Source organism: Photobacterium sagamiensis, from assembly GCF_050337085.1.
Taxonomy (GTDB): domain Bacteria; phylum Pseudomonadota; class Gammaproteobacteria; order Enterobacterales; family Vibrionaceae; genus Photobacterium; species Photobacterium sagamiensis.
Genome location: NZ_JAKJSP010000022.1, coordinates 28,773 through 50,037, shown reverse-complemented (window position 1 = coordinate 50,037; position 21,265 = coordinate 28,773). Strand labels below are relative to the sequence as shown.

The 21,265-nt window shown below is 47.4% G+C and carries 16 protein-coding genes; 7 read left to right on the top strand and 9 right to left on the bottom strand.

Translation table 11 applies throughout. The features are described from left to right. Window positions 1–106 precede the first annotated feature (106 nt). Window positions 107–508: an 8-oxo-dGTP diphosphatase MutT gene (gene mutT / locus L4D76_RS11015; RefSeq protein ID WP_428440952.1), complete on the top strand. Its 402-nt coding sequence runs from the start codon at window positions 107–109 to the stop codon at window positions 506–508. A 53-nt stretch (window positions 509–561) separates the two neighbouring features. Here the strand turns inward: mutT and yacG are convergent, their stop codons facing one another. The 8 genes from yacG to nadC form a co-directional block, all read right to left on the bottom strand. Beyond that, window positions 562–747 (bottom strand): DNA gyrase inhibitor YacG, encoded by a 186-nt coding sequence (gene yacG / locus L4D76_RS11010; RefSeq protein ID WP_428440951.1) that lies wholly within the window; start codon window positions 745–747, stop codon window positions 562–564. 30 nt (window positions 748–777) lie between these two features. Beyond that, window positions 778–1,515 carry a cell division protein ZapD gene (gene zapD, locus L4D76_RS11005; RefSeq protein WP_428440950.1) on the bottom strand — a complete coding sequence of 246 codons (738 nt, stop codon included), beginning with the start codon at window positions 1,513–1,515 and terminating at the stop codon, window positions 778–780. Window positions 1,516–1,580: 65 nt separating this feature from the next. Beyond that, window positions 1,581–2,186 (bottom strand): dephospho-CoA kinase, encoded by a 606-nt coding sequence (gene coaE, locus L4D76_RS11000; protein ID WP_428440949.1) that lies wholly within the window; start codon window positions 2,184–2,186, stop codon window positions 1,581–1,583. Then, window positions 2,183–3,061: a prepilin peptidase gene (locus L4D76_RS10995; RefSeq protein ID WP_428440948.1), complete on the bottom strand. Its 879-nt coding sequence runs from the start codon at window positions 3,059–3,061 to the stop codon at window positions 2,183–2,185. The genes coaE and L4D76_RS10995 overlap by 4 nt, the downstream gene beginning before the upstream one ends. 254 nt (window positions 3,062–3,315) lie before the next feature. Beyond that, on the bottom strand, window positions 3,316–4,536 hold the full coding sequence (locus L4D76_RS10990; RefSeq protein ID WP_428440947.1) for a type II secretion system F family protein: 1,221 nt from the start codon (window positions 4,534–4,536) through the stop codon (window positions 3,316–3,318). A gap of 71 nt (window positions 4,537–4,607) precedes the next feature. Next, window positions 4,608–6,293 (bottom strand): type IV-A pilus assembly ATPase PilB, encoded by a 1,686-nt coding sequence (gene pilB, locus L4D76_RS10985; RefSeq protein ID WP_428440946.1) that lies wholly within the window; start codon window positions 6,291–6,293, stop codon window positions 4,608–4,610. Then, window positions 6,293–6,721 (bottom strand): pilin, encoded by a 429-nt coding sequence (locus tag L4D76_RS10980; RefSeq protein WP_428440945.1) that lies wholly within the window; start codon window positions 6,719–6,721, stop codon window positions 6,293–6,295. Before L4D76_RS10980 ends, pilB begins: the two co-directional genes overlap by 1 nt. Window positions 6,722–7,375: 654 nt before the next feature. After that, window positions 7,376–8,263 carry a carboxylating nicotinate-nucleotide diphosphorylase gene (gene nadC, locus L4D76_RS10975; protein ID WP_428441035.1) on the bottom strand — a complete coding sequence of 296 codons (888 nt, stop codon included), beginning with the start codon at window positions 8,261–8,263 and terminating at the stop codon, window positions 7,376–7,378. A 241-nt stretch (window positions 8,264–8,504) separates the two neighbouring features. On the opposite strand from nadC, the gene ampD reads away from it, so the two are divergent. The 5 genes from ampD to lpdA all read left to right on the top strand — a co-directional run bounded on the left by ampD (window position 8,505) and on the right by lpdA (window position 16,447). Next, on the top strand, window positions 8,505–9,065 hold the full coding sequence (gene ampD, locus L4D76_RS10970) for a 1,6-anhydro-N-acetylmuramyl-L-alanine amidase AmpD (protein WP_428440944.1): 561 nt from the start codon (window positions 8,505–8,507) through the stop codon (window positions 9,063–9,065). Between the two features lie 298 nt (window positions 9,066–9,363). Then, window positions 9,364–10,137 carry a pyruvate dehydrogenase complex transcriptional repressor PdhR gene (gene pdhR / locus L4D76_RS10965; RefSeq protein ID WP_428440943.1) on the top strand — a complete coding sequence of 258 codons (774 nt, stop codon included), beginning with the start codon at window positions 9,364–9,366 and terminating at the stop codon, window positions 10,135–10,137. Window positions 10,138–10,485: 348 nt separating this feature from the next. Continuing rightward, on the top strand, window positions 10,486–13,164 hold the full coding sequence (gene aceE, locus L4D76_RS10960) for a pyruvate dehydrogenase (acetyl-transferring), homodimeric type (protein WP_428440942.1): 2,679 nt from the start codon (window positions 10,486–10,488) through the stop codon (window positions 13,162–13,164). A 13-nt stretch (window positions 13,165–13,177) separates the two neighbouring features. Next, on the top strand, window positions 13,178–14,770 hold the full coding sequence (aceF, locus tag L4D76_RS10955; RefSeq protein WP_428440941.1) for a pyruvate dehydrogenase complex dihydrolipoyllysine-residue acetyltransferase: 1,593 nt from the start codon (window positions 13,178–13,180) through the stop codon (window positions 14,768–14,770). Between the two features lie 237 nt (window positions 14,771–15,007). Next, the gene (lpdA, locus tag L4D76_RS10950; RefSeq protein ID WP_428440940.1) at window positions 15,008–16,447 is read left to right on the top strand and encodes a dihydrolipoyl dehydrogenase; all 1,440 of its coding nucleotides are present in this window, start codon (window positions 15,008–15,010) and stop codon (window positions 16,445–16,447) included. A gap of 418 nt (window positions 16,448–16,865) precedes the next feature. Here the strand turns inward: lpdA and L4D76_RS10945 are convergent, their stop codons facing one another. Further along, a complete protein-coding gene (locus tag L4D76_RS10945) occupies window positions 16,866–18,782 on the bottom strand; it encodes a methyl-accepting chemotaxis protein (protein WP_428440939.1) in 1,917 nt (638 codons plus the stop codon). 117 nt (window positions 18,783–18,899) lie between these two features. Here L4D76_RS10945 and L4D76_RS10940 point away from each other — a divergent pair, with 117 nt between their 5' ends. Next, on the top strand, window positions 18,900–21,209 hold the full coding sequence (locus L4D76_RS10940) for a patatin-like phospholipase family protein (protein ID WP_428440938.1): 2,310 nt from the start codon (window positions 18,900–18,902) through the stop codon (window positions 21,207–21,209). Window positions 21,210–21,265 lie beyond the last annotated feature (56 nt).

Below are 21,265 nucleotides of genomic sequence, written 5' to 3'. Positions count from 1 at the left end.
TTTATGAAAAAAGATAAGCGAGATGAGAGATACGCGTAACGAGAGTGCTTTTCTCGATACTCGATACTCGATACTCGCCACTCGACACAGTCAGTAGGTTATCAGTTTGGATAAAAAGCGCATTTGGATCTCGGCCGGGATCATTCTCAACCCTGATCATGATCAGGTCTTTATTACCCGGCGTGCAGCAAAAGCACACCAGGGCGGTTTCTGGGAGTTTGCCGGTGGAAAAGTGGAAGCCGGTGAAACGGCGGAACAAGCGGTTGTCCGTGAATTGTTTGAAGAAGTGGGTATTAATGCCACGGAACTAGAACATTTTATTGCCTTGGAACATGATTTTCCCGATAAGGCGCTCAAGTTCGACTTTTACTTGGTTAAAGCCTTTAATGGTGAAGCCTATGGTAAAGAAGGCCAGCCGGGGGAGTGGGTGAAGCTGACTGATTTGACGCGCTATGCGTTCCCGGATGCGAATGATGCGGTGTTGGCAAAGTTGGTTCAGCTTCGCTGAAGTAGCGAGATCCGAGTCTCTAGGAACTAGGATCTCGCCTCTCGTAACTGGAATTAATGCCCCATATCTTCCGACCAGACATCGGAATCAGACGTATCAGGCGCGCCTGGGATCGCTTTATCTTCTTCCGCCCATTCACCGAGGTCAATCAGTTGACAGCGCTTTGAGCAAAAAGGTCGAAACTGACTTGTTTCATTCCACTCCACGTCGGTTTTACAGGTGGGACATTTAACGATCATAGGATTACTTGATTGTGACACGAGATGACCTCAGCAGATGGCTAGTTGAAATTCAATATTATCCGCAATTGCCGTGCCTTCCTCAAATGGCAGGAAACGTATGGCAAAACGGCTACGATGTCCCGATATCATAGGGTATACCCCATAGCTAGGGCAAATATGCAGACGTAATAAATGTGCATTTTCTGCATCATGCTGGAAAAAGCCACCACGTGCAATTTGCGGTTGGAGTTGTCCTGATTCACGGGCAAAACGGAGCCATAAGTTGAGCGCACAGGTCATTTCTGCCAGTTGTTTAAGCCAGTTAGCAATATCATTTTGCTTATGGGCTAAAGGTAAATGCAGCCAGTGATGCAGTGCCGGAAGGTCAAAGCAGCAACTGCCGCCGGGAATGGAGAAGCGTTGTCTGATGCCACTTAAAAAGCGGTCATCACGTAAATCCTGTCCCAGGCGTGTCGCTGCGATTAATTTGTGGTGCGCCATATCCATATTATCAAGTAACTCTAAAAGAGCTGTCTGATCCACACCCTCGACATTTAACCAATTTTTTAACCGAACTCTTTGTTTCTCAAGATCTTTAGCCAGCTCAATTTTAAGCTGAACCTGATCAAGAATTTCCAGTAAGTCAAACAGTGCGCGAAAGAAAACCTGATGTTGCCATTGATCGCTCAGCTGGCTGGCATGGGTCATCTGCCGGATCAAAGACTCAAGGCGTAAGTAAATACGCACTCTTTCATTCAACGGATGTTCAAAACGGTTTGTCTGCATGAGTGCACCTTGAATTGAACCTCTTGAGAAGGCTCTGAATGTATCGTTACTGAATGTCAGTGGAATTACTGATGAAGCTGGCTCATTTTGAGATATTGTTGATGTAATTCCGCCACTTTATTTTCAAGTACAGTGCTGTCACCATTATTACAAATGATGTCGTCTGCGGCGGCGTTCCTTTTTTCACGAGAGGCCTGCGCCGCCAGGATCTTTTTCACATGCTCAGGATCAACCTGGTCGCGCTGCTGAGTGCGGGCGACCTGTATCTCTTCATCCACATCCACCACTAACAGGCGATGAGTCATAGCTTGCAGATTGTTTTCAACCATTAACGGCACCACAAGCAAGCAATAGGGAGAGGTTGCCTTTTTTATCTCATCCTGCATTTTATCCCGGATAAGAGGGTGTAACAGGCTGTTCAGCCAATCTTTCAGCGGTTGCTCATTAAAAATGGCTTGTCTGAGCTTGCTGCGGTCAAGGGTGCCATCTGTCAGTAAGATGTCAGAACCCAGTTTATCGACAATCGCGGTTAGTCCGGGAGTTCCCGGCTTAACGACTTCCCTGGCTATGACATCGGCATCAATAATGGTTATTTCATATTTAGCAAATAACTCCGCGACAGTGGATTTCCCACTGCCAATACCACCGGTTAAGCCAACGACCATAGTCATAGTGACAGTCCTAAATATGAACCGAGGTACCAGTCAATGATCTGGTTACCCCATAAAATGCCGACCCAGCCAGCCATCGCAAGGTAAGGGCCAAAAGAAAAAGGTGTTTGTGAACCTGATTTTTGCATACGCAACAAGATGATGCCACAGATTGCACCTACCAAGGAAGAGAGAAGGACCACAAAAGGCAGAGACTGCCAGCCTAACCAGGCTCCAAGCGCTGCTAATAGCTTAAAATCGCCATACCCCATACCTTCCTTACCGGTTAGCAACTTAAAACACCAGTATAAGCTCCACAGGGATAGGTAGCCGGCCATCGCACCGATGATGGCGTCTTGTAGCGAGACCGGCCCCCAGCCAAGCAAGGCTACAACAATACCGGCCCACATCAGCGGTAAGGTGATTTGATCGGGCAGTAACATTTTGTCGATATCAATAAAGGTCAGAGCAATCAACGCAAAGCTGAAGAAAATTACGGCCAGAGCCCATGGTGAAGGAGGCAGCATGATGGCAATAGTCGCGGTCATGATTGACGTTAATAGCTCAATTGCCGGATAGCGCGCACTGATTTTGGTCTGACAGGCACTGCAGCGACCTTTAAGGAAGAGCCAGCTGATCACCGGGATGTTTTCCCACATGGTGATGGCATGCTGACAGTGCGGACAACGGGAACGAGGCACGCTGAGGTTAAACGGAGTTGCCGTATCAGCATTCGCGCCAAATTCAGGAAAGCATTCAACACAATCAGCTTTCCATTGCAGCTCCATCATAACCGGCAAGCGGTAAATCACCACATTTAAGAAACTACCAATCAACAGCCCGAAAATAGCAGCGGAAAGAGGAAATAACCAAGGGTAGTAAGTAAGTAGTTCCATGAAAACATCTCATATTAGTTGTTGCGGTTATTGTAGGGGATTGGAGGGGTAGATCCTAGAACCGAGATTCTAGTAACCAGGAAGAGCGGCTCTATGGCCCTAAGATCCTATGGAAAGAGCGGAAAAGCTTGACTCCCCGTACGCGGCTTAGAGAGCCTGTTTTCAGGACCACAGGACCACAGGACCACAGGACCACAGGACCACAGGACCACAGGATCGCGTTCCTCTAGTAACTAGGCTCTCGTACCTGCAACTTACCCAATCACACTCATTAAGCTGAAAATCGGCATATACATGGCGATCAACAGGCTGCCAATAAGTCCGCCAAGGATAAGAATAATCAGAGGTTCGAGGATTTTACCCAGATTATCGACTATGTTGTCGACATCATCTTCATAAAGCAAGGCCATTTTATTGAGCATTTCATCCAGCGAACCCGACTCTTCCCCAATCATGGTCATTTGCAGCATCAATTCTGGAAAAACATTACACTGGCGTAACGATAGATACAGAGGCATGCCAGCCGCCGTACTGGTATACGCTTCGTTAATCGCTTTTTGAATATGAAGGTTGCCAGTTGTTTTTCCGGCTGATTGCAGCCCGGTGAGCAGTGGAATTCCGGCACTGAACGTGGTCGCCAGGGTTCGGGCAAAACGAGCAATCGTGGCTTTGAGCAGTACATTACCCAAGAGAGGGAGCTTCAGAGTGAATCGATTGGATGCCAATCTTAGGCCATAAGATTTTTTATAGCTGTAACGAAAGCTCAAGAAGATGACTGCAATGGCAATAGCAAGATAACTGCCGTAGTTAGTCAGAAAATCAGATGCCTTAATCACCTGGCGCGTAAACCATGGGAGTTCAGCCCCAAAACTGCTGAAAATACTGGAAAATTGCGGGATCACAAAAACCAGCATCATGATAGTGACCAAGATGGCCGTAAAGGTCACCATGGTGGGGTAAATCATCGCCTTAATAACTTTCTTGCGGGTGGTTTCGCTTTTTTCCCGATAAGTGGCAATACGGGAAAAGACTTCGCCGAGGTGCCCCGTCTGCTCGCCCGTTGCCACCAGATCACAATAAAATGAATCAAACAGAGGTGAGCTGGTTTTTAATGCTCTCGATAATGACGCTCCGGCTTCAACCTGGGTTGTCACCTGTGACAGTACGGCGCGCACTTCCGATTTATGGTGGCTCTCTGAGATAAGTTTGAGTGATTGTACGACCGGTACGCCGGATTCAATCATAGTAGCCAGTTGCCGGGTTGTTTCGGTGACATCTGTTGATGTCATCTGATTTCTAAATTTGCTGAGCGTTGATGGATTGCGGCGTTTAATTTTTTTTACTTGGATGAGCTGTTCAGTTAACTTGCTGCGAATTTCCTGTTCCTGATAGCCAATAATGACGCCGGAGACTTTTCGTCCCGACTGATTGACGCCGCGCCAGTGGTAATAACGTAATTTATTGGCTGGTTTCATGGCAGGTCCTTATTATTTTCTAGTTTCTAGTTTCTAGTTTCTAGTTTCTAGTTTCTAGTTACTCGAGACTACTAGTAATGCAAAACACGTTGCAGCTCAGCTAGGCTGGTGACGCCGTCAGTGAGCTTTTCAATACCGGATTGCTGCAGGCATTGCATACCTTGTTTACAGGCTATCTCTTCCAGTTCCAAGGTACTTGCCCCCGCGACCAATGCCTGGGCGAGTTCGCGACTAAACGTCATAACTTCATAGATCCCGACGCGGCCTAAATAACCTTTATTACAATCATCACATCCGAGGATATTGGCTTGATAAATGACCTGATGTTGAGGAATAACGAGTTTGTCTCGGGTGATCGCATCAAGTTGATGTTCTTGTTTACAGTGCTTGCATAAGCGACGGGCAAGACGCTGGGCAATGATTAAGCTAAGGGAAGAGGCGAGGTTAAAGTCTTCGATCCCCATATTGGTGAGGCGGGTGATCGTCTCTGCCGCAGAATTGGTATGTAAGGTTGAAAGTACTAAGTGGCCGGTTTGGGCGGCTTTTACCGCAATGGCGGCGGTTTCAATGTCACGGATCTCGCCGACCATCACGATATCCGGATCCTGGCGTAAAAACGATCGCAGCGCCTCGGCAAAACCCAATCCAACCTGGGTATTGATGTGAACCTGGTTAATACCGGGCAGGTTGATTTCTACCGGATCTTCAGCCGTTGACACATTGCGCTCGTCAGTATTGAGGATCTTAAGCCCGGTGTAGAGGGAGACGGTTTTACCGCTTCCGGTCGGCCCGGTCATCAGGATCATCCCTTGCGGCTGCTCAAGTGCAGCAAGGTAATCCTGCTTTTGTTTGGCGTTATACCCGAGAAGATCAATATCCAGGCTGGCACTGGAGCCGTCAAGAATTCGCAGTACGATCTTTTCGCCCCATAGCGTCGGCAGTGAGGAAACCCGCAAATCAACCGCGAGGGTGGGGGTTAATTTGAGTTTGATCCGGCCATCCTGCGGCTGGCGGCGCTCGGCAATATTGAGCTTTGACATCACCTTTAGACGGGTTGATAAGCGCCGTGACAGGTGAGCGGGCGGGGTGGCATGCTGATGCAGAATACCGTCACAGCGAAAGCGGATCCGGTAGCTCTCTTCGTAGGGCTCAAAATGGATATCAGAGGCATTTTTCCGCACCGCTTCAAGCAGTACCTGGTTGATATAGCGGGTAACCGGTGCGCTGTCTTGGCTTAAATCGGTGGTGTCGTCAATTTCACCATCACTGATATCAACCAGATCGTCCAAATCCTGGTCACTGACATCACGCCGGTGTTGGGTTTCACCGATATCACTGCCGTAAATGCGGCGAATGGCGCTTTCTAACTGTTTATTTTCGAGCAGCAGTGGCTCGATGTTTTTACCGGTGGCAAAGCGAAATTCATCCTGGGCATCAATATAGGTGGGATCGCTGATCCCTAAAAACAGAGTTGATTCCGTCAGCTGCAACGGTAATACGCGATGGCGCAGTACCAGTTCACGCTGATTGAGTGTTTTACAGCACCCGGCATAGTCGTACTGATGTGCATCAACCCGCTCGAGTGCAAAAATAGACTCAAGGTGACGGGCGAGATCGGCATCGCTGAAAATGGCCAGATCCACCAAGGCAGAAGGGACGTTAGTACCTTCTGCCCGGACAAAATCGACCACTTGCTGCGCCTGTACCAGACTGATCAAGTCAGCCTGATGCAGGATGGAAGCGAGGTTGGTTTGCATTATGGTGCTAAGGTACAACCTTCGATTGCTACCGCTGGGTTTGTAGTATTAGTACAAACCCATGGTGTAATAGGTGTACGCGCATAATCTAAAGTACCTGCGGCGGCTTTATCTGCAGCGAATGTAAATGTAAGTGTTGATGTTGCAGTTGAAACAGCTCCTGCACCTAGAATCGATCCTGTTATTTCTCCTAGTGTATTCATATTCGCAGCACCACCAAGATCACCAATGTCAGTTGTTACGGCGGTGTTGTTTTGTGAATATAAATCAGCATTTGTGAGAAGAGCTTTGACCGTTCCTGCAGCAGACGTTACAGCAGATCTTGCTACATAATCTTGGTAGGCGGGTATCGCAAACGCTGACAATGTGCCAATTATCGCCACTACGATCATCAGTTCAATTAAGGTAAAACCATTCTGTTTTTTCATTTTCTGATCCTTTGAAAATTGCCGTCAGGGATTAAAGACTGTTCAGTGAGAATAAAGTTATATACAACCGATTGACTATTGAACGTTGAAGGGCAGATTGCTCGGCGCAGTTTGAAATAAACCGAAACAAATTACATCTGTTGCATATGCGAGGGGGGCGGGGAGCTTGTTTATCAAAGATAAACGGTGTACTAGTAAGTCATTAATATGTAATGACAAAATACAAGATAAGCGCGATGCCTGAGAGATAAATAAAAAGGAGAGCTTATCGCTCTCCTTCATATTCATGGATGATCAAATTGTTTTCCTAGAACCTAAACACAATGAAGATGATTGATTGAAACGGTTGAAGTCCGTCATCCCAGAAACCGCCAAACACTGAACTTGCAGGCTTTCTCAAAACTTACCTGGCGGTTATCAGGGATCCATCATGCACGGAAGGTTCAGTGGACTGTGGATCCCCGATAGCCGCTAATATAATCCAGTCGATGACAGAAATATTAGCGATAAGCGTCTTCGGGGATGACGAGCTTCGTGGCTTAATCTTTAATAAAAAAAGGAGAGCTTATCGCTCTCCTTTATATTCATTGGTGATCAAATTGCTTTCCTAGAACCTCGAACCTCGAATCTCTAATCTCGGAACTCGGTTCTTTATCACTTAAACCGCATCGACAGATCCATCGCCTTCAGGTGCTTGGTCAGCGCCCCGACAGAGATGTAATCAACGCCAGTTTCGGCAAATTCACGAATAGTCTCTAAGGTCACGTTACCGGAATTTTCTAACGCAGCACGGCCCTGGTTGATTTCAACCGCTTTGCGCATCATCTCGGTGGTGAAGTTATCCAGCATGATGATGTCAGCACCGGCATCAATGGCCTGTTGCAGCTCATCCAGACTTTCCGTTTCTATTTCCACCGGCTTGTCAGGGTTGAGCCTTTTCGCGGCCTCGACGGCTTGGGCAATGCCGCCATAGGCGATGATGTGGTTTTCTTTGAGCAGATAGGCGTCAAACACACCGATACGGTGGTTATAACCGCCGCCGCAGGTAACCGCATATTTCAGTGCACTGCGCAGGCCGGGAATGGTTTTGCGGGTATCAAGCAGGCGGGTATGGGTACCTTCCAGTTGCTTGGCATACTGGGCAACAACGGTGGCACAGCCAGACAGGGTCTGGATGAAGTTCATTGCATTGCGTTCACCGGTCAGCAGAATACGCGACGGGCCGGTCAGTGTGCACAGTGTCTGGTTTGGCTCTACGGTATCGCCATCCTGGACATGCCATTCGATAGAGACTTCGCCGCCCAACTGTTTGAATACTTCATCAGCCCATAGCTGACCACAGAATACGCCGTGTTCACGGGTAATAATGGTCGCAACATTCTGGCTTTCTGCCGGGATCAAGCTGGCGGTAATATCCAGATCCGGATTGATCGTACCGCCCAGATCTTCACGCAGGGTTTCAGCGACCGCACGGCTGATCTCACGGGGTAATTGTTGTTTTAAGTAGTCTAAGCGCGCTTGGCTGTCGTGCTTTCTTTCCATCTTAGTCATGGCGAATCCGTAGCAATAGGTTGAGCTGCTAATGAACAGGAAAAGCGGGTCGAAGTTTCCCGAGTATTGATAACGCTGATCATACCTTGAGATGCGGCGAGATGCGAGAACCTAGGACCGAGGAAAAGCAAGAAAGAGCGGGGGGTTAGGCTCTGGATCGTGAGTAAATAGATCTTAACGCCAAGATCGGCGAGACTAGAGACTCGGCACTCGAAACTCGAATCTGTGAAAGATGAAATTAAAAATCAACAACACCCACTGGTTGGAAGGCGTCAAACACGTTCCTTCCCCTTTTTACGATCAACGCCCTGATGCCCAAGATATTTCATTGCTGGTGGTACATAACATCAGTTTACCGCCGGGGCAGTTTGGCGGTCCTTATATCGAGCAACTCTTTACCGGGCAGCTGAACCCGAAGGAACATCCCTATTTCGAGGTAATTTCCGGATTTCGTGTGTCAGCACACTGTTTAATCAGAAGAGATGGCGGTATTATTCAGTTTGTACCGTTTGATTGTCGCGCCTGGCATGCCGGAGTTTCACGATTTGCCGAGCGGGACAAATGCAATGATTTTTCTATCGGTATAGAACTGGAAGGAACGGACACCCTCCCTTATACCCAGGCTCAGTATGACACCTTAACAGCGCTTAGCCGGGTTATCATGACATATTATCCCCACATTAACTCTTCCCGGATCACCGGGCATGAGTTTATTGCGCCTGGCCGCAAAACCGATCCCGGTTTGGCTTTTGACTGGCGATTGTTTAAAACCGCGCTGCTTAATGTTTGTTAGTGTCGGATGAGAACATCGTTGGTAAGAAATTGGTCTGACCATTGATGCTTTTCATCTCTCTATCTACCTTTCCGCCCGTTGCCACCTGTGGTTCACATTGTTTTAATAAAGTGTCATAAGTTGACATTTCTGTTAAATCACCTGTGGTTCTATGATTTCCATCAAGTTACGGGTGGACTTCCTCTGTCATTTCTGTAAACTTTCGTTCCATTGTTAAATTGGTAAGACCAATTATCCGCACCTAGTTACATAGTGGATTTGTCTGAAACGATATAAGTACAAGAAGCATAAATAAAAAATGACTTATAAACGGATTCGCCAACCTAAGCTCTCCGATGCTATCGAGCAGGAGATTGAGCATCTGATCCTGGAAGGCACCTTGTCCCCGGGTCAGCAGCTGCCTCCAGAGCGTGAGCTGGCTAAGCAATTCGACGTTTCACGTCCCTCAGTGCGAGAGGCGATCCAACGACTTGAAGCTAAACAACTGTTAACCCGTCGCCAGGGCGGAGGAACGTTTGTAACAGAGAAGCTATGGCAGAGCTTTTCTGAGCCATTGTTGGATTTGCTTGCGGCTCACCCGGAAACGCAACTGGACTTACTTGAAGCCCGCCATGCCCTTGAAGGGCTTGCTGCTTATTACGCAGCACTGCGAGGCAACGAAGAAGATTTCACTCGTATTCGTGACTGCCATGTACGGATACAAGACGCTCAGCAACAAGGCGATTTAAAAGCTGAAGCATCAGCTGTCATGCAGTACCTGATTGCGGTTACAGAATCCGCCCATAACGTGGTACTGCTTCATATCATTCGCAGCCTTGCCCCATTGCTAGAGCAAAACGTATTACAAAACTTTGAGCTTTTGAACCGCCGCGAAGAGGTGGTGGGAAAAGTGAGAAAGCATCGAGCCGATATTGTGCAGGCGATTGTTACTGGTCAGCCAGAACAGGCGCGAGAAGCATCGCATGCACATTTGGCTTTCATCGAGGAAACCCTGTTGGATTTATCGCGTGAAGAGAGCAGACGTGAACGCTCTCTTCGTCGGATTCAACAGCGCAAGGACGGGCTGGATTAATACTTCTTACAATAAGCACTATTAGTATTAACCAGTCGCGACAATATACCAGTCGTCATAACTATCTGCTCATTCAGCGGAGATAAAACAGGCGCTATGTAAGGCATGTCTTTGAAGAAAATAGTGGGTCTATTTCAAAAAGGCATAACACAGCAGAGGGGCTGTTTTATTCCGCCCGAAGGGAGCTGCTTAGCTACACAATTGCTGCGTTAAAAGATTATCAGCGTAGAACTACTATGCAAAAAATCTTTCGCCTTGCCCTTGTCTAGCTAAGTAGCTCTGAACTGTTCAGATAGTTATGACGATTGGTATTAAGTTTTGTAGATTATCAACGAAAGGATAGATCGCATGTCTGAAGTCATGAAAAATGACGTTGACGTACTTGAGACTCAAGAGTGGTTAGAAGCTCTGGAATCAGTCGTTCGTGAAGAAGGTGTAGAGCGTGCACAGTTCCTGCTTGAGCAAGTTCTGGATAAAGCGCGTTTAGACGGTGTAGATATGCCAACAGGCATCACTACTAACTACATCAATACGATTCCATCAGCACAAGAGCCTGCGTATCCTGGTGATACCACTCTTGAGCGTCGTATTCGTTCCATCATCCGCTGGAACGCAATCATGATCGTACTACGTGCTTCTAAGAAAGATTTAGACCTGGGTGGCCACATGGCTTCTTACCAGTCTGCTGCTGCATTCTACGAAGTATGTTTCAACCACTTCTTCCGTGCACCAAACGAAGCTGATGGCGGTGACTTGGTTTATTACCAGGGCCACATCTCTCCAGGTATCTATTCTCGTGCGTTTGTTGAAGGCCGTCTGACTGAAGATCAGCTAGATAACTTCCGTCAAGAAGTTGATGGCAAAGGTATCCCTTCATACCCGCACCCTAAGTTAATGCCTGAGTTCTGGCAGTTCCCGACTGTTTCTATGGGTCTTGGCCCAATTTCTGCTATCTATCAAGCTCGCTTCCTGAAATACCTTGCTGGTCGTGGCCTTAAAGACACGTCTGCTCAGCGCGTATACGCGTTCCTGGGTGATGGTGAGATGGATGAGCCAGAAGCACGTGGTGCGATCTCTTTCGCGGCACGTGAAAAGCTAGATAACCTGTGTTTCCTAATCAACTGTAACCTGCAGCGTCTTGACGGCCCTGTTATGGGTAACGGTAAGATCATTCAAGAGCTGGAAGGCCTGTTCAAAGGTGCTGGCTGGAATGTGGTTAAAGTGGTTTGGGGTAATAACTGGGATTCTCTACTAGCGAAAGACACTACTGGTAAGCTTCTTCAGCTAATGAATGAAACTATCGATGGTGACTACCAGACATTCAAATCTAAAGACGGTGCGTACGTACGTGAGCACTTCTTTGGTAAACACCCAGAAACAGCAGCACTTGTTGCAGATATGACAGATGACGAAATCTTCGCGCTTAAGCGTGGTGGTCACGAGTCTTCTAAACTATTTGCAGCATTTAACAATGCGAAAGAAACAGCAGATCGTCCGACAGTGATCCTGGCTAAAACTGTTAAAGGTTACGGCATGGGTGAAGCTGCGGAAGGTAAAAACATCGCTCACGGTGTTAAGAAAATGGACATGACGCATGTTCAGCACCTACGCGATCGTCTAGGCCTGCAAGACGTGGTTTCTGACGAAGAAATGAAGTCTCTTCCATACCTGAAACTGGAAGAAGGTTCTGCAGAGTACAACTACCTGCACGCACGTCGTAACGCACTGCATGGTTACACACCACAGCGTCTGCCTGCGTTCACTGAAGAACTCGCTATCCCTGAAATTGAAGAGTTCAAGCCACTGCTTGACGCGCAAAAGCGTGACATCTCTACCACGATGGCGTTTGTTCGTGCGCTTAACATCCTGCTTAAGAACAAAGGCATTGGTAAGAACATCGTTCCTATCATTGCAGATGAAGCACGTACCTTCGGTATGGAAGGTCTGTTCCGTCAAATCGGTATCTACAACCCGCACGGCCAGGAATATACCCCTGAAGACCGTGGTGTTGTTTCTTACTATAAAGAAGCGACTTCTGGTCAGGTACTGCAAGAAGGTATCAACGAACTTGGTGCAATGTCTTCATGGGTTGCTGCGGCAACATCATACAGCACCAATGATCTGCCGATGATCCCGTTCTACATCTACTACTCTATGTTCGGTTTCCAACGTGTTGGCGACATGGCATGGATGGCGGGTGACCAACAAGCTCGTGGCTTCCTACTAGGTGCAACGGCTGGCCGTACTACCCTAAACGGTGAAGGTCTGCAACACGAAGATGGTCACAGCCACATTCAGGCGAACACAGTTCCTAACTGTATCTCTTACGATCCAACATTTGCGTACGAGCTTGCAGTTATCATGCAAGACGGTATCCGTCGCATGTACGGTGAGAACCAAGAGAACGTGTTCTACTACCTGACGCTAATGAACGAAAACTACGCAATGCCAGCAATGCCAGAAGGCGCTGAAGAAGGCATTCGTAAGGGGATCTACAAGCTAGAATCTTACGCGGGCACTGAGTCTGCAAAAGAGCGAAAAGTTCAGCTGATGAGCTCGGGTACTATCATGAATGAAGTACGCAAAGCAGCTCAGATCCTAAGCGATGACTACGGTGTTGCATCTGATATTTACTCTGTTACCTCTTTCAATGAGCTAACACGTGAAGGTCAAGATGTTGAGCGTTTCAACATGCTTCACCCGGAAGCAGAGCAGAAAGTACCTTACATTACGCAAGTAATGGGCACTGAACCTGCGATCGCTGCGACGGATTACATGAAGAACTATGCAGAGCAAGTACGTGCATTTATGCCGTCTGAGTCTTTCAAAGTTCTTGGTACTGATGGTTTTGGTCGTTCTGACAGCCGTGAAAACCTACGTCGTCACTTCGAAGTTAATGCGGGCTACGTGGTAGTTGCTGCACTGACTGAACTGGCTAAACGTGGTGATATCGAGAAATCTGTCGTTGCACAAGCAATTGCGAAATTCGACATCGACGCTGACAAGATGAACCCGCTATACGCGTAAGAGGCAATAAAACATGGCAATCGAAATTAATGTACCTGACATTGGTGCGGACGAGGTTGAAGTCACTGAGATCCTTGTTCGCGTTGGCGACAAGGTTGAAGAAGAGCAATCTCTGATCACTGTAGAAGGCGACAAAGCTTCTATGGAAGTACCAGCTTCTCAGGCGGGTATCGTTAAAGAAATCAAAATCGCCGAAGGCGATACGGTTTCTACCGGTTCACTGATCATGCTTTTTCTTGAAGAATCAGGCGCAGCCGCTGTGCCAGCTCCAGCGGCTGAAGCGGCGGCACCTGTTGCAGCAGCGCCTGCGGTAGCTGAACTTAAAGAAGTTCACGTACCGGATATCGGTGGTGACGAAGTTGAAGTCACTGAAATCATGGTAGCTATCGGCGACAGCATCGAAGAAGAGCAGTCTCTTCTTACTGTTGAAGGCGACAAAGCATCAATGGAAGTACCTGCACCATTTGCTGGTGTTCTAAAAGAAATCAAAATTGCAGCTGGCGATAAAGTATCAACTGGCTCTCTAGTGATGACATTCTTAGTAGAAAAAAGCGAAGTGGCAGGCGCAGCGCCTGCTGCTCAAGCGGCGGCACCAGCCGCGGCATCGGCGGCAGCACCTGCAGCAAAACCGGCACAAGCAGCTCCGGCTGCAACTGGCGACTTCCAGGAAAACAACGAGTATGCGCACGCATCTCCAGTTGTTCGCCGTATTGCTCGTGAGTTCGGTATTAACCTGTCTAAGGTTAAAGGTACGGGTCGTAAGAGCCGTATTCAGAAAGAAGACGTACAGAACTACGTGAAAGAAGCGCTTAAGCGCCTTGAATCTGGTGCTGCGGCAGCAGGTAAAGGCGACGGTTCTGCACTGGGTCTACTACCTTGGCCGAAAGTTGACTTCAGCAAGTTTGGTGACGTTGAGACGAAGCCACTTTCTCGCATCAAGAAGATCTCTGGCGCGAACCTGCACCGTAACTGGGTAATGATCCCTCACGTTACACAGTGGGACAACGCAGATATCACGGCTCTGGAAGCATTCCGTAAAGAGCAGAACGCGATTGAAGCGAAGAAAGACACAGGCATGAAGATCACGCCACTCGTATTCATCATGAAGGCTGTTGCTAAAGCACTTGAAGCATTCCCGTCCTTCAACTCTTCTCTTTCTGAAGACGGTGAAAGCCTGATCCTGAAGAAGTACGTGAACGTGGGTATCGCTGTTGATACGCCAAACGGCCTGGTTGTTCCTGTATTCAAAGACGTGAACAAGAAAGGTATCTACGAGCTATCTGAAGAGCTAATGGCTGTTTCTAAGAAAGCACGTGCTGGTAAGCTAACGGCTGCAGACATGCAGGGTGGCTGTTTCACTATCTCTAGCCTTGGTGGCCTAGGCGGTACTGCATTTACTCCAATCGTAAATGCACCAGAAGTAGGTATCCTTGGTGTATCTAAGTCTGAAATGAAACCAGTATGGAACGGCAAGGATTTCGAACCTCGCCTGATGCTTCCTCTGTCACTGTCTTACGATCACCGAGTGATCGACGGTGCTGAAGGTGCGCGTTTCATTACTTACCTAAACGGTTGTCTATCTGATATTCGTCGTCTGGTTCTTTAATGTTTTTTAATTAAGAGCCGGCTTCTGTCATCGACAAGACAGCAACCGTAAGGTTATTACCGCCCAATTTCGGTATCAGTAAAAAAACTGGTACCGGAATTGTTGTATAGCTCACAGGCTCCACGATTTTATTTTTCACTCTGTTAACACCTCTGTAAAGTGTTATACGGCTGAAAACCAATAAAATCGAATATCTATACAAGCCTGTCAGGGATAAAAGACTACAACGAGGTCAAGATGAGCAAAGAAATCAAAGCCCAGGTCGTGGTACTTGGTGCCGGTCCTGCCGGTTACTCCGCAGCATTCCGTTGTGCTGACTTGGGTCTGGAAACAGTACTCATCGAACGTTACAACACCCTAGGTGGTGTATGCTTGAACGTGGGTTGTATCCCATCGAAAGCACTACTGCACGTAGCTAAAGTTATTGAAGAAGCCAAAGCGCTGGCCGACCACGGTATCGTTTTTGGCGAACCTCAAACTGATATTTCTAAGATCCGTTTGTGGAAAGAAAAAGTAGTCAACCAGTTGACTGGCGGTCTTGGCGGCATGGCTAAGATGCGTAAAGTGACGGTTGTTAATGGTTTCGGTAAATTTACCGGCCCTAATTCTATTGTTGTTACAAACAACAGCGGTGAAGGCGAAGAAACAACAACAGTTAACTTCGACAATGCCATTATTGCCGCGGGCTCTCGTCCAATTAAACTGCCATTCATCCCGCATGAAGATCCACGTATCTGGGATTCTACCGATGCGCTGGAGCTGAAAGAAGTGCCAGAGAAACTGCTGGTAATGGGTGGCGGTATCATCGGCCTTGAAATGGGTACGGTTTACCACGCGCTAGGTTCTCAGATCGACGTTGTTGAAATGTTCGACCAGGTGATCCCTGCTGCAGATAAAGATATCGTCAGAGTTTACACCAAGCGTGTGAAGAAGAAATTCAACCTGATGCTGGAAACGAAAGTGACAGCGGTTGAAGCAAAAGAAGACGGTATCTACGTATCAATGGAAGGCAAGAAAGCACCTGCTGAGCCGACCCGTTATGATGCGGTACTGGTTGCTATCGGTCGTGTACCAAACGGTGCGCTAATTGATGCTGGCATTGCGGGTATCGATGTTGATGAGCGTGGTTTCATTAATGTTGATAAGCAGATGCGCACGAACGTTTCTCATATTCACGCAATTGGTGACGTTGTAGGTCAACCTATGCTTGCTCACAAAGGCGTGCATGAAGGCCACGTTGCGGCTGAAGTGATCTCTGGTAAGAAGCACTACTTCGATCCGAAAGTGATCCCTTCAATCGCCTATACTGAGCCAGAAGTTGCCTGGGTTGGTAAGACAGAAAAAGAAGCAAAAGCTGAAGGCATCAACTACGAAGCAGCAAGCTTCCCATGGGCTGCATCAGGACGTGCAATCGCATCTGATTGCGCAGATGGTATGACGAAGCTTATCTTCGATAAAGACACTAACCGTGTTATCGGTGGTGCCATCGTAGGTACCAATGCCGGTGAACTGCTTGGTGAAATCGGTCTGGCGATCGAGATGGGCTGTGATGCAGAAGATATCGCTCTGACGGTTCACGCTCACCCAACGCTTCACGAGTCAATCGGTATGGCAGCAGAGATCTACGAAGGTAGCATCACTGACTTACCGAATGCGAAAGCGAAGAAGAAAAAGTAATCTTTCTTTGAATCGTTCTTGTAACGGATAAATAGTAAAAAGCGCCTGAGGGCGCTTTTTTTATTGCTGTGATTTGTTAACCCGATGGACCGATGGATTATACCAATCGGGATAAGTATCTGGTCAATTCAGAACGTTGCCAGCGACTTGAGTACAATACAAATTGATGAAGATATAGTTATTCTACATCAAGACAATTTGGGGCAGTAATCAGGTTGCTGGTACGTTCCCAAAGGGCGAGTTTAAATGGCTCAGCCACTGCGTTGCTTGATTTTGATGGATATGAATACACCTGCTATCAAGCGCCTTGTCTCTGAGCCATTTAATTCTCGCTGAATGGTCATATACTTTTCCCGATTGGTATTACAAAACAGGCTCTCGAACTAGAGCCTAGAACCTGCTTTTCCAAGGGCCGCTTTTATAACTTAAACGCGCCCACCATATCATCTAAACGCTTAGACAGTTCACGCAGTGACTGGCTTGAGTGAGCCAGTTCAGTCGCGGTATCTGCCGTGCGCTGGGTGGTTTCGTTGATCTCTTCAATGTTGCAGTTAATATCGTGCACCACGGTCGATTGCTCTTCAGTTGCCGTCGCCACCTGAGTGTTCATATCTGAAATCAGCGTAATGCGATCGGCAATCGAGACCAGTGCCCCGGATGCTTCATCCGTTGCTGAAACCCCGTCAGAGGTCAGCTGACGGCTCTGCTGCATCGCCGTTACCGCATTACCTGCTTCTTCTTGCAGACGGTTGATCATGGTTTGAATTTCATCGGTAGAATCTGCCGTGCGGCTGGCCAGGCTGCGGACTTCATCGGCAACCACGGCAAAACCACGGCCTTGCTCACCAGCACGTGCAGCTTCAATCGCGGCATTAAGCGCAAGCAGGTTGGTTTGATCTGAAATGCCACGGATCACATCTAAGATACTGCCGATAGCCTGGGTGTTGTTCGCCAGGGATCCAATGACTTCGCTGACCTGCTCGACATCACCCGATAATTGATTAATGGTGTCTCTGGCCTGAGTCACAATCGCCTGACCATTATTGGTTTCCTCTTCAGCACCATGAGCGGCGTCGGCTGCTTGTGCAGCATTGCCGGCTATCTCGTTAACTGTCGCTCCCATCTCATTGATGGCCGTAACAACCTGAATGGTGCGGTCGCGCTGGCTGTGGCTATTATCAAGCGTCATTTGTGATTGAGTCGCAACCGATTCAGCGGCATCACGCAGGGCATTACCCGTTTCAGCGACTTCTTTGACCGAGTAATGGATTTTGCCAATGAAGCTGTTAAAGCCTTCAGCGAGCTGAGCAATTTCATCTTTACCCTGAATCTCAATGCGGTGACGCAAATCACCTTCGCCTTCACCCAGATCTTTGAACACAGAGGCTAAACGTTCGATTGGACGGGTAATATTACTGGCCAGCCAGATAGCAAGCAGAACAAAAATTACCGCGATAGCTGCCGTCCACATCATGATTTCGTTTCGGGCCTGATTAAGGCCGGCAAAGGCTTCTTCTTTGGGGAGTTCAGCAACGACATACCAGCCCATGGAGGGGATATAGCTGGTCGCCAGCAAGGTCGCTTGTCCGCCAACCAGAGATTCTGCAAAGTTGAAGCTATCTTTGTGCAATAGCTGGCGAGCAATATCCGAACCGTAGAGTTGACTCAGGTTTGCCTTACCCATTTTTCCGCTGTCTTTATGCAGGCGGATCATGCCTTCGGCATCGGTAAGGTAAACAAAGCCACTTTGTTCTAATTGGAATTGATTGATGAACTGAACCATATCGTCAAGAGACTTCGAAAGCCCCGCCATCCCACGGCCATTAAGCTGCTGGTAATTAACAAACAGCTTCACGTCACCATTGGCTTCGCGGAATACATTGAGCATTTTCGCATTGCCACTGCCGGTAAAACCGAAGAACCAGCCATCCTGTTGCTGATTCAGGCGGCGTAAAAATCCATTCTGATTCCAGTAATCGCCACTGCTCCGATCAGCAATGGAAGCATCGAACAGATCGTACTGAGTTCTGATATCATTCAGCATCTGAATTAATTGGGTTTCTTGCTGAGCTGAACGCTCACTGTTATAGAACTCGATAATGAAGCGGTTGGTGGCTAACTGCTCCGCAGCCGACTGTAAGACTGAGACTTCTTTATCTACGGTATTTCTTATCTGCATCAGAGTTGCAGGTAGTTCAGACTCTAATAATCGAGCCTCTACGACATGACGGGCCTGATTTTGGCTGATAAATCCTACCAGGGCCGTCGAGGCCAGTACGGCAAGAACTATCGCGAAGATCAGCTTTTGTTTTATGGTTAGTTGGTTGAACGTCATAATGCTTAACTGCTTATTTATTTTGTAATTAAGAATATCAATCACATTAAGTTACTGATGATTGCGCAGTGACTTAATGTGATTGATATAACACTCAGATCATGGATTAAAAATACAATGTTACTTGCAAAGCCATCACTGAAAGATCTGTGTTCAGATGTTTATCTGCCATTTCGTTACATAACTTTAGTGATATTTATCACCTTTTTGTCACTATTCATATCATTCAATACCTTAGCGAAAGAAAGACCTAAAGTTGGGGTTGTACTTGGCGGCGGCGGCTCAAAAGGGGCTGCTCATATCGGTGTATTGAAAGCATTGGAAGAGATGCAGATCCCGGTGGATTTTATTGCCGGAACCAGTATGGGGGCTTATGTCGGCGGTTTGTATGCCACCGGGATGAGTGCTGATGAAATTGAAGCATTTATTGAAACCGTGGACTGGAGCTCTGGCTATCAGGACCGAGTGGAGCGCAGTGACCGGCGGGTAAGGGAAAAGCAGCAGGAAGATCGTTTTCAAATTAAGACGGATATCGGCTTTGAATTTTGGGAGCTGAAAGTGCCCAAGGGGTTTGTTCAAGGGCAAAAAATGGGCGAAATATTACGCTCGTCGTCAGGGGGATTACCCAAGTTTGAGAGCTTTGATCAGCTGGCTATTCCTTTCAGGGCGGTAGCAAGTGACATTGAGTCTTTGCAACCGGTGATATTGGCCAAGGGGGATTTAGCAGAGGCGATGCAAGCCAGCATGTCTATCCCCGGCGTTTTACCACCGATGGAGTTAGACGACAAGTTACTGGTCGATGGCGGTATTACCAATAACTTACCGATCTCGGTGGTAAAAGAGATGGGGGCTGACATTATTATTGCGGTTGATATTAGCAATGATTTTAGACGTCGTGATGAGTTGAATAATTACTTTGCCGTGATGGATCAGCTGACTGATTTTATGGTTCGCAATAATGTGACGCAACAGATTGCATTGCTGAGGGAGCGAGATGTCTTGATCCGACCGGATACCCAGGGCATTAAAACCATCGATTTTCAGCGTATGCCGGAAGCGTATGAGATTGGCTATAAAACGACGATGGCAATGCAAGATCAGTTGGCTCAGCTGGGAAGTTCAGTCACCTATCAAGCCTACATTGATAACAAACAGTATCGCCGCCGCCAGTTGGAGCATTTCGATAAACTGCGGGTTGATGAAATTCGCCTTGCCAATCATAGCCAATATTCAGATGCGGCACTGCTTAAGCGTTTAGAACTCGAATCCGGAGCAACAATCAGCTCGGAAGAGCTTGCTGATAGCGTCCGTAATCTTTATGCGTTGGATCGGTTTGAACGAATTGATTACAGCATTGAAAAAGAGGACGGTAAAAATATCGTGGTACTTGATGTGCAAGAAAAAAGCTGGGGGCCTAATTTTGTTGATTTACGTTTTGCGCTCGAAGATGACTTTAAAAATACTACGGATTATTCCATTGGTGTGGCGTTTAACGTTACCGGCTTAAGTGAAGCGGGGGCCGAATGGCGAACTGAGCTGGAGTTCGGAACGGACAAAAGGGTGGCAACAGAGATATACCTGCCATTTATCAGCGATCAGGAATGGTTCGGCTTGCTTGGTGCAGAGTATGAGATCACTCATAAAAATCTGGCGCTAAATGAAGCAGAGCCTTTGTTAGCGGATATTGATGATTTTATATCAGCGGAATATGTGAACACAACGCTGGATGCTTCATTAGGCTGGCAGCCGGAACTGTGGCAGGAGGTACGGTTAGGTTACCGCTATATTGTCGGTGATGTCGCTTTCCCGGGTTTTTTGGATGAGCTATTAGGAACCCAATCGCGGAATAGCAACGTGGGTTACATTAGCTATAACCTCGATACGCTGGATGATTATAGTTTGCCTAGTTATGGTAATTTACTGAAATTAGAATTTGCTGTTTCAGATGATAAAATTGAATATTTTGGCGAATCAATCAGTGATCTTGCCTTCCGAGTCGATGCACTGTGGAAAGGGGCTTATACCTATCAGCGTCATACTGTCATGGGAAAAGCGGAGTATGGTCATGTCAAATCGGATGAGGATCTTCAACTGGATCCGGCAGAGCTGGGTGGCTTTTTACACCTTTCCGGCATTCCGAAAAACAGTCTGACAGGTAATAACAAAATATTTTCAGCGGCTATCTATCGCTACCGTCTGATGGATAATGACTTTGGCCTGTTTAAATCGCCAGTCTATATCGGCGGTTCGATTGAATGGGGCGGGGTATTCAATGATAACTCGATCCCCTTTCATGAGGTGCCTAAATACTGGGCAGGCAGTATTTTTAGCGGTATTAAAACCCCCGCAGGGCCGTTAATTCTGGCCTATGGTAAAACCGAAGAAAATTTCGATTCTTTCTATCTGTTTTTTGGCGGAGCGTTCTGAACATCTGCATTGCAGCGGTTAATCTGCTGAAAGTATGAATGTTGTAAAAAGAGAGT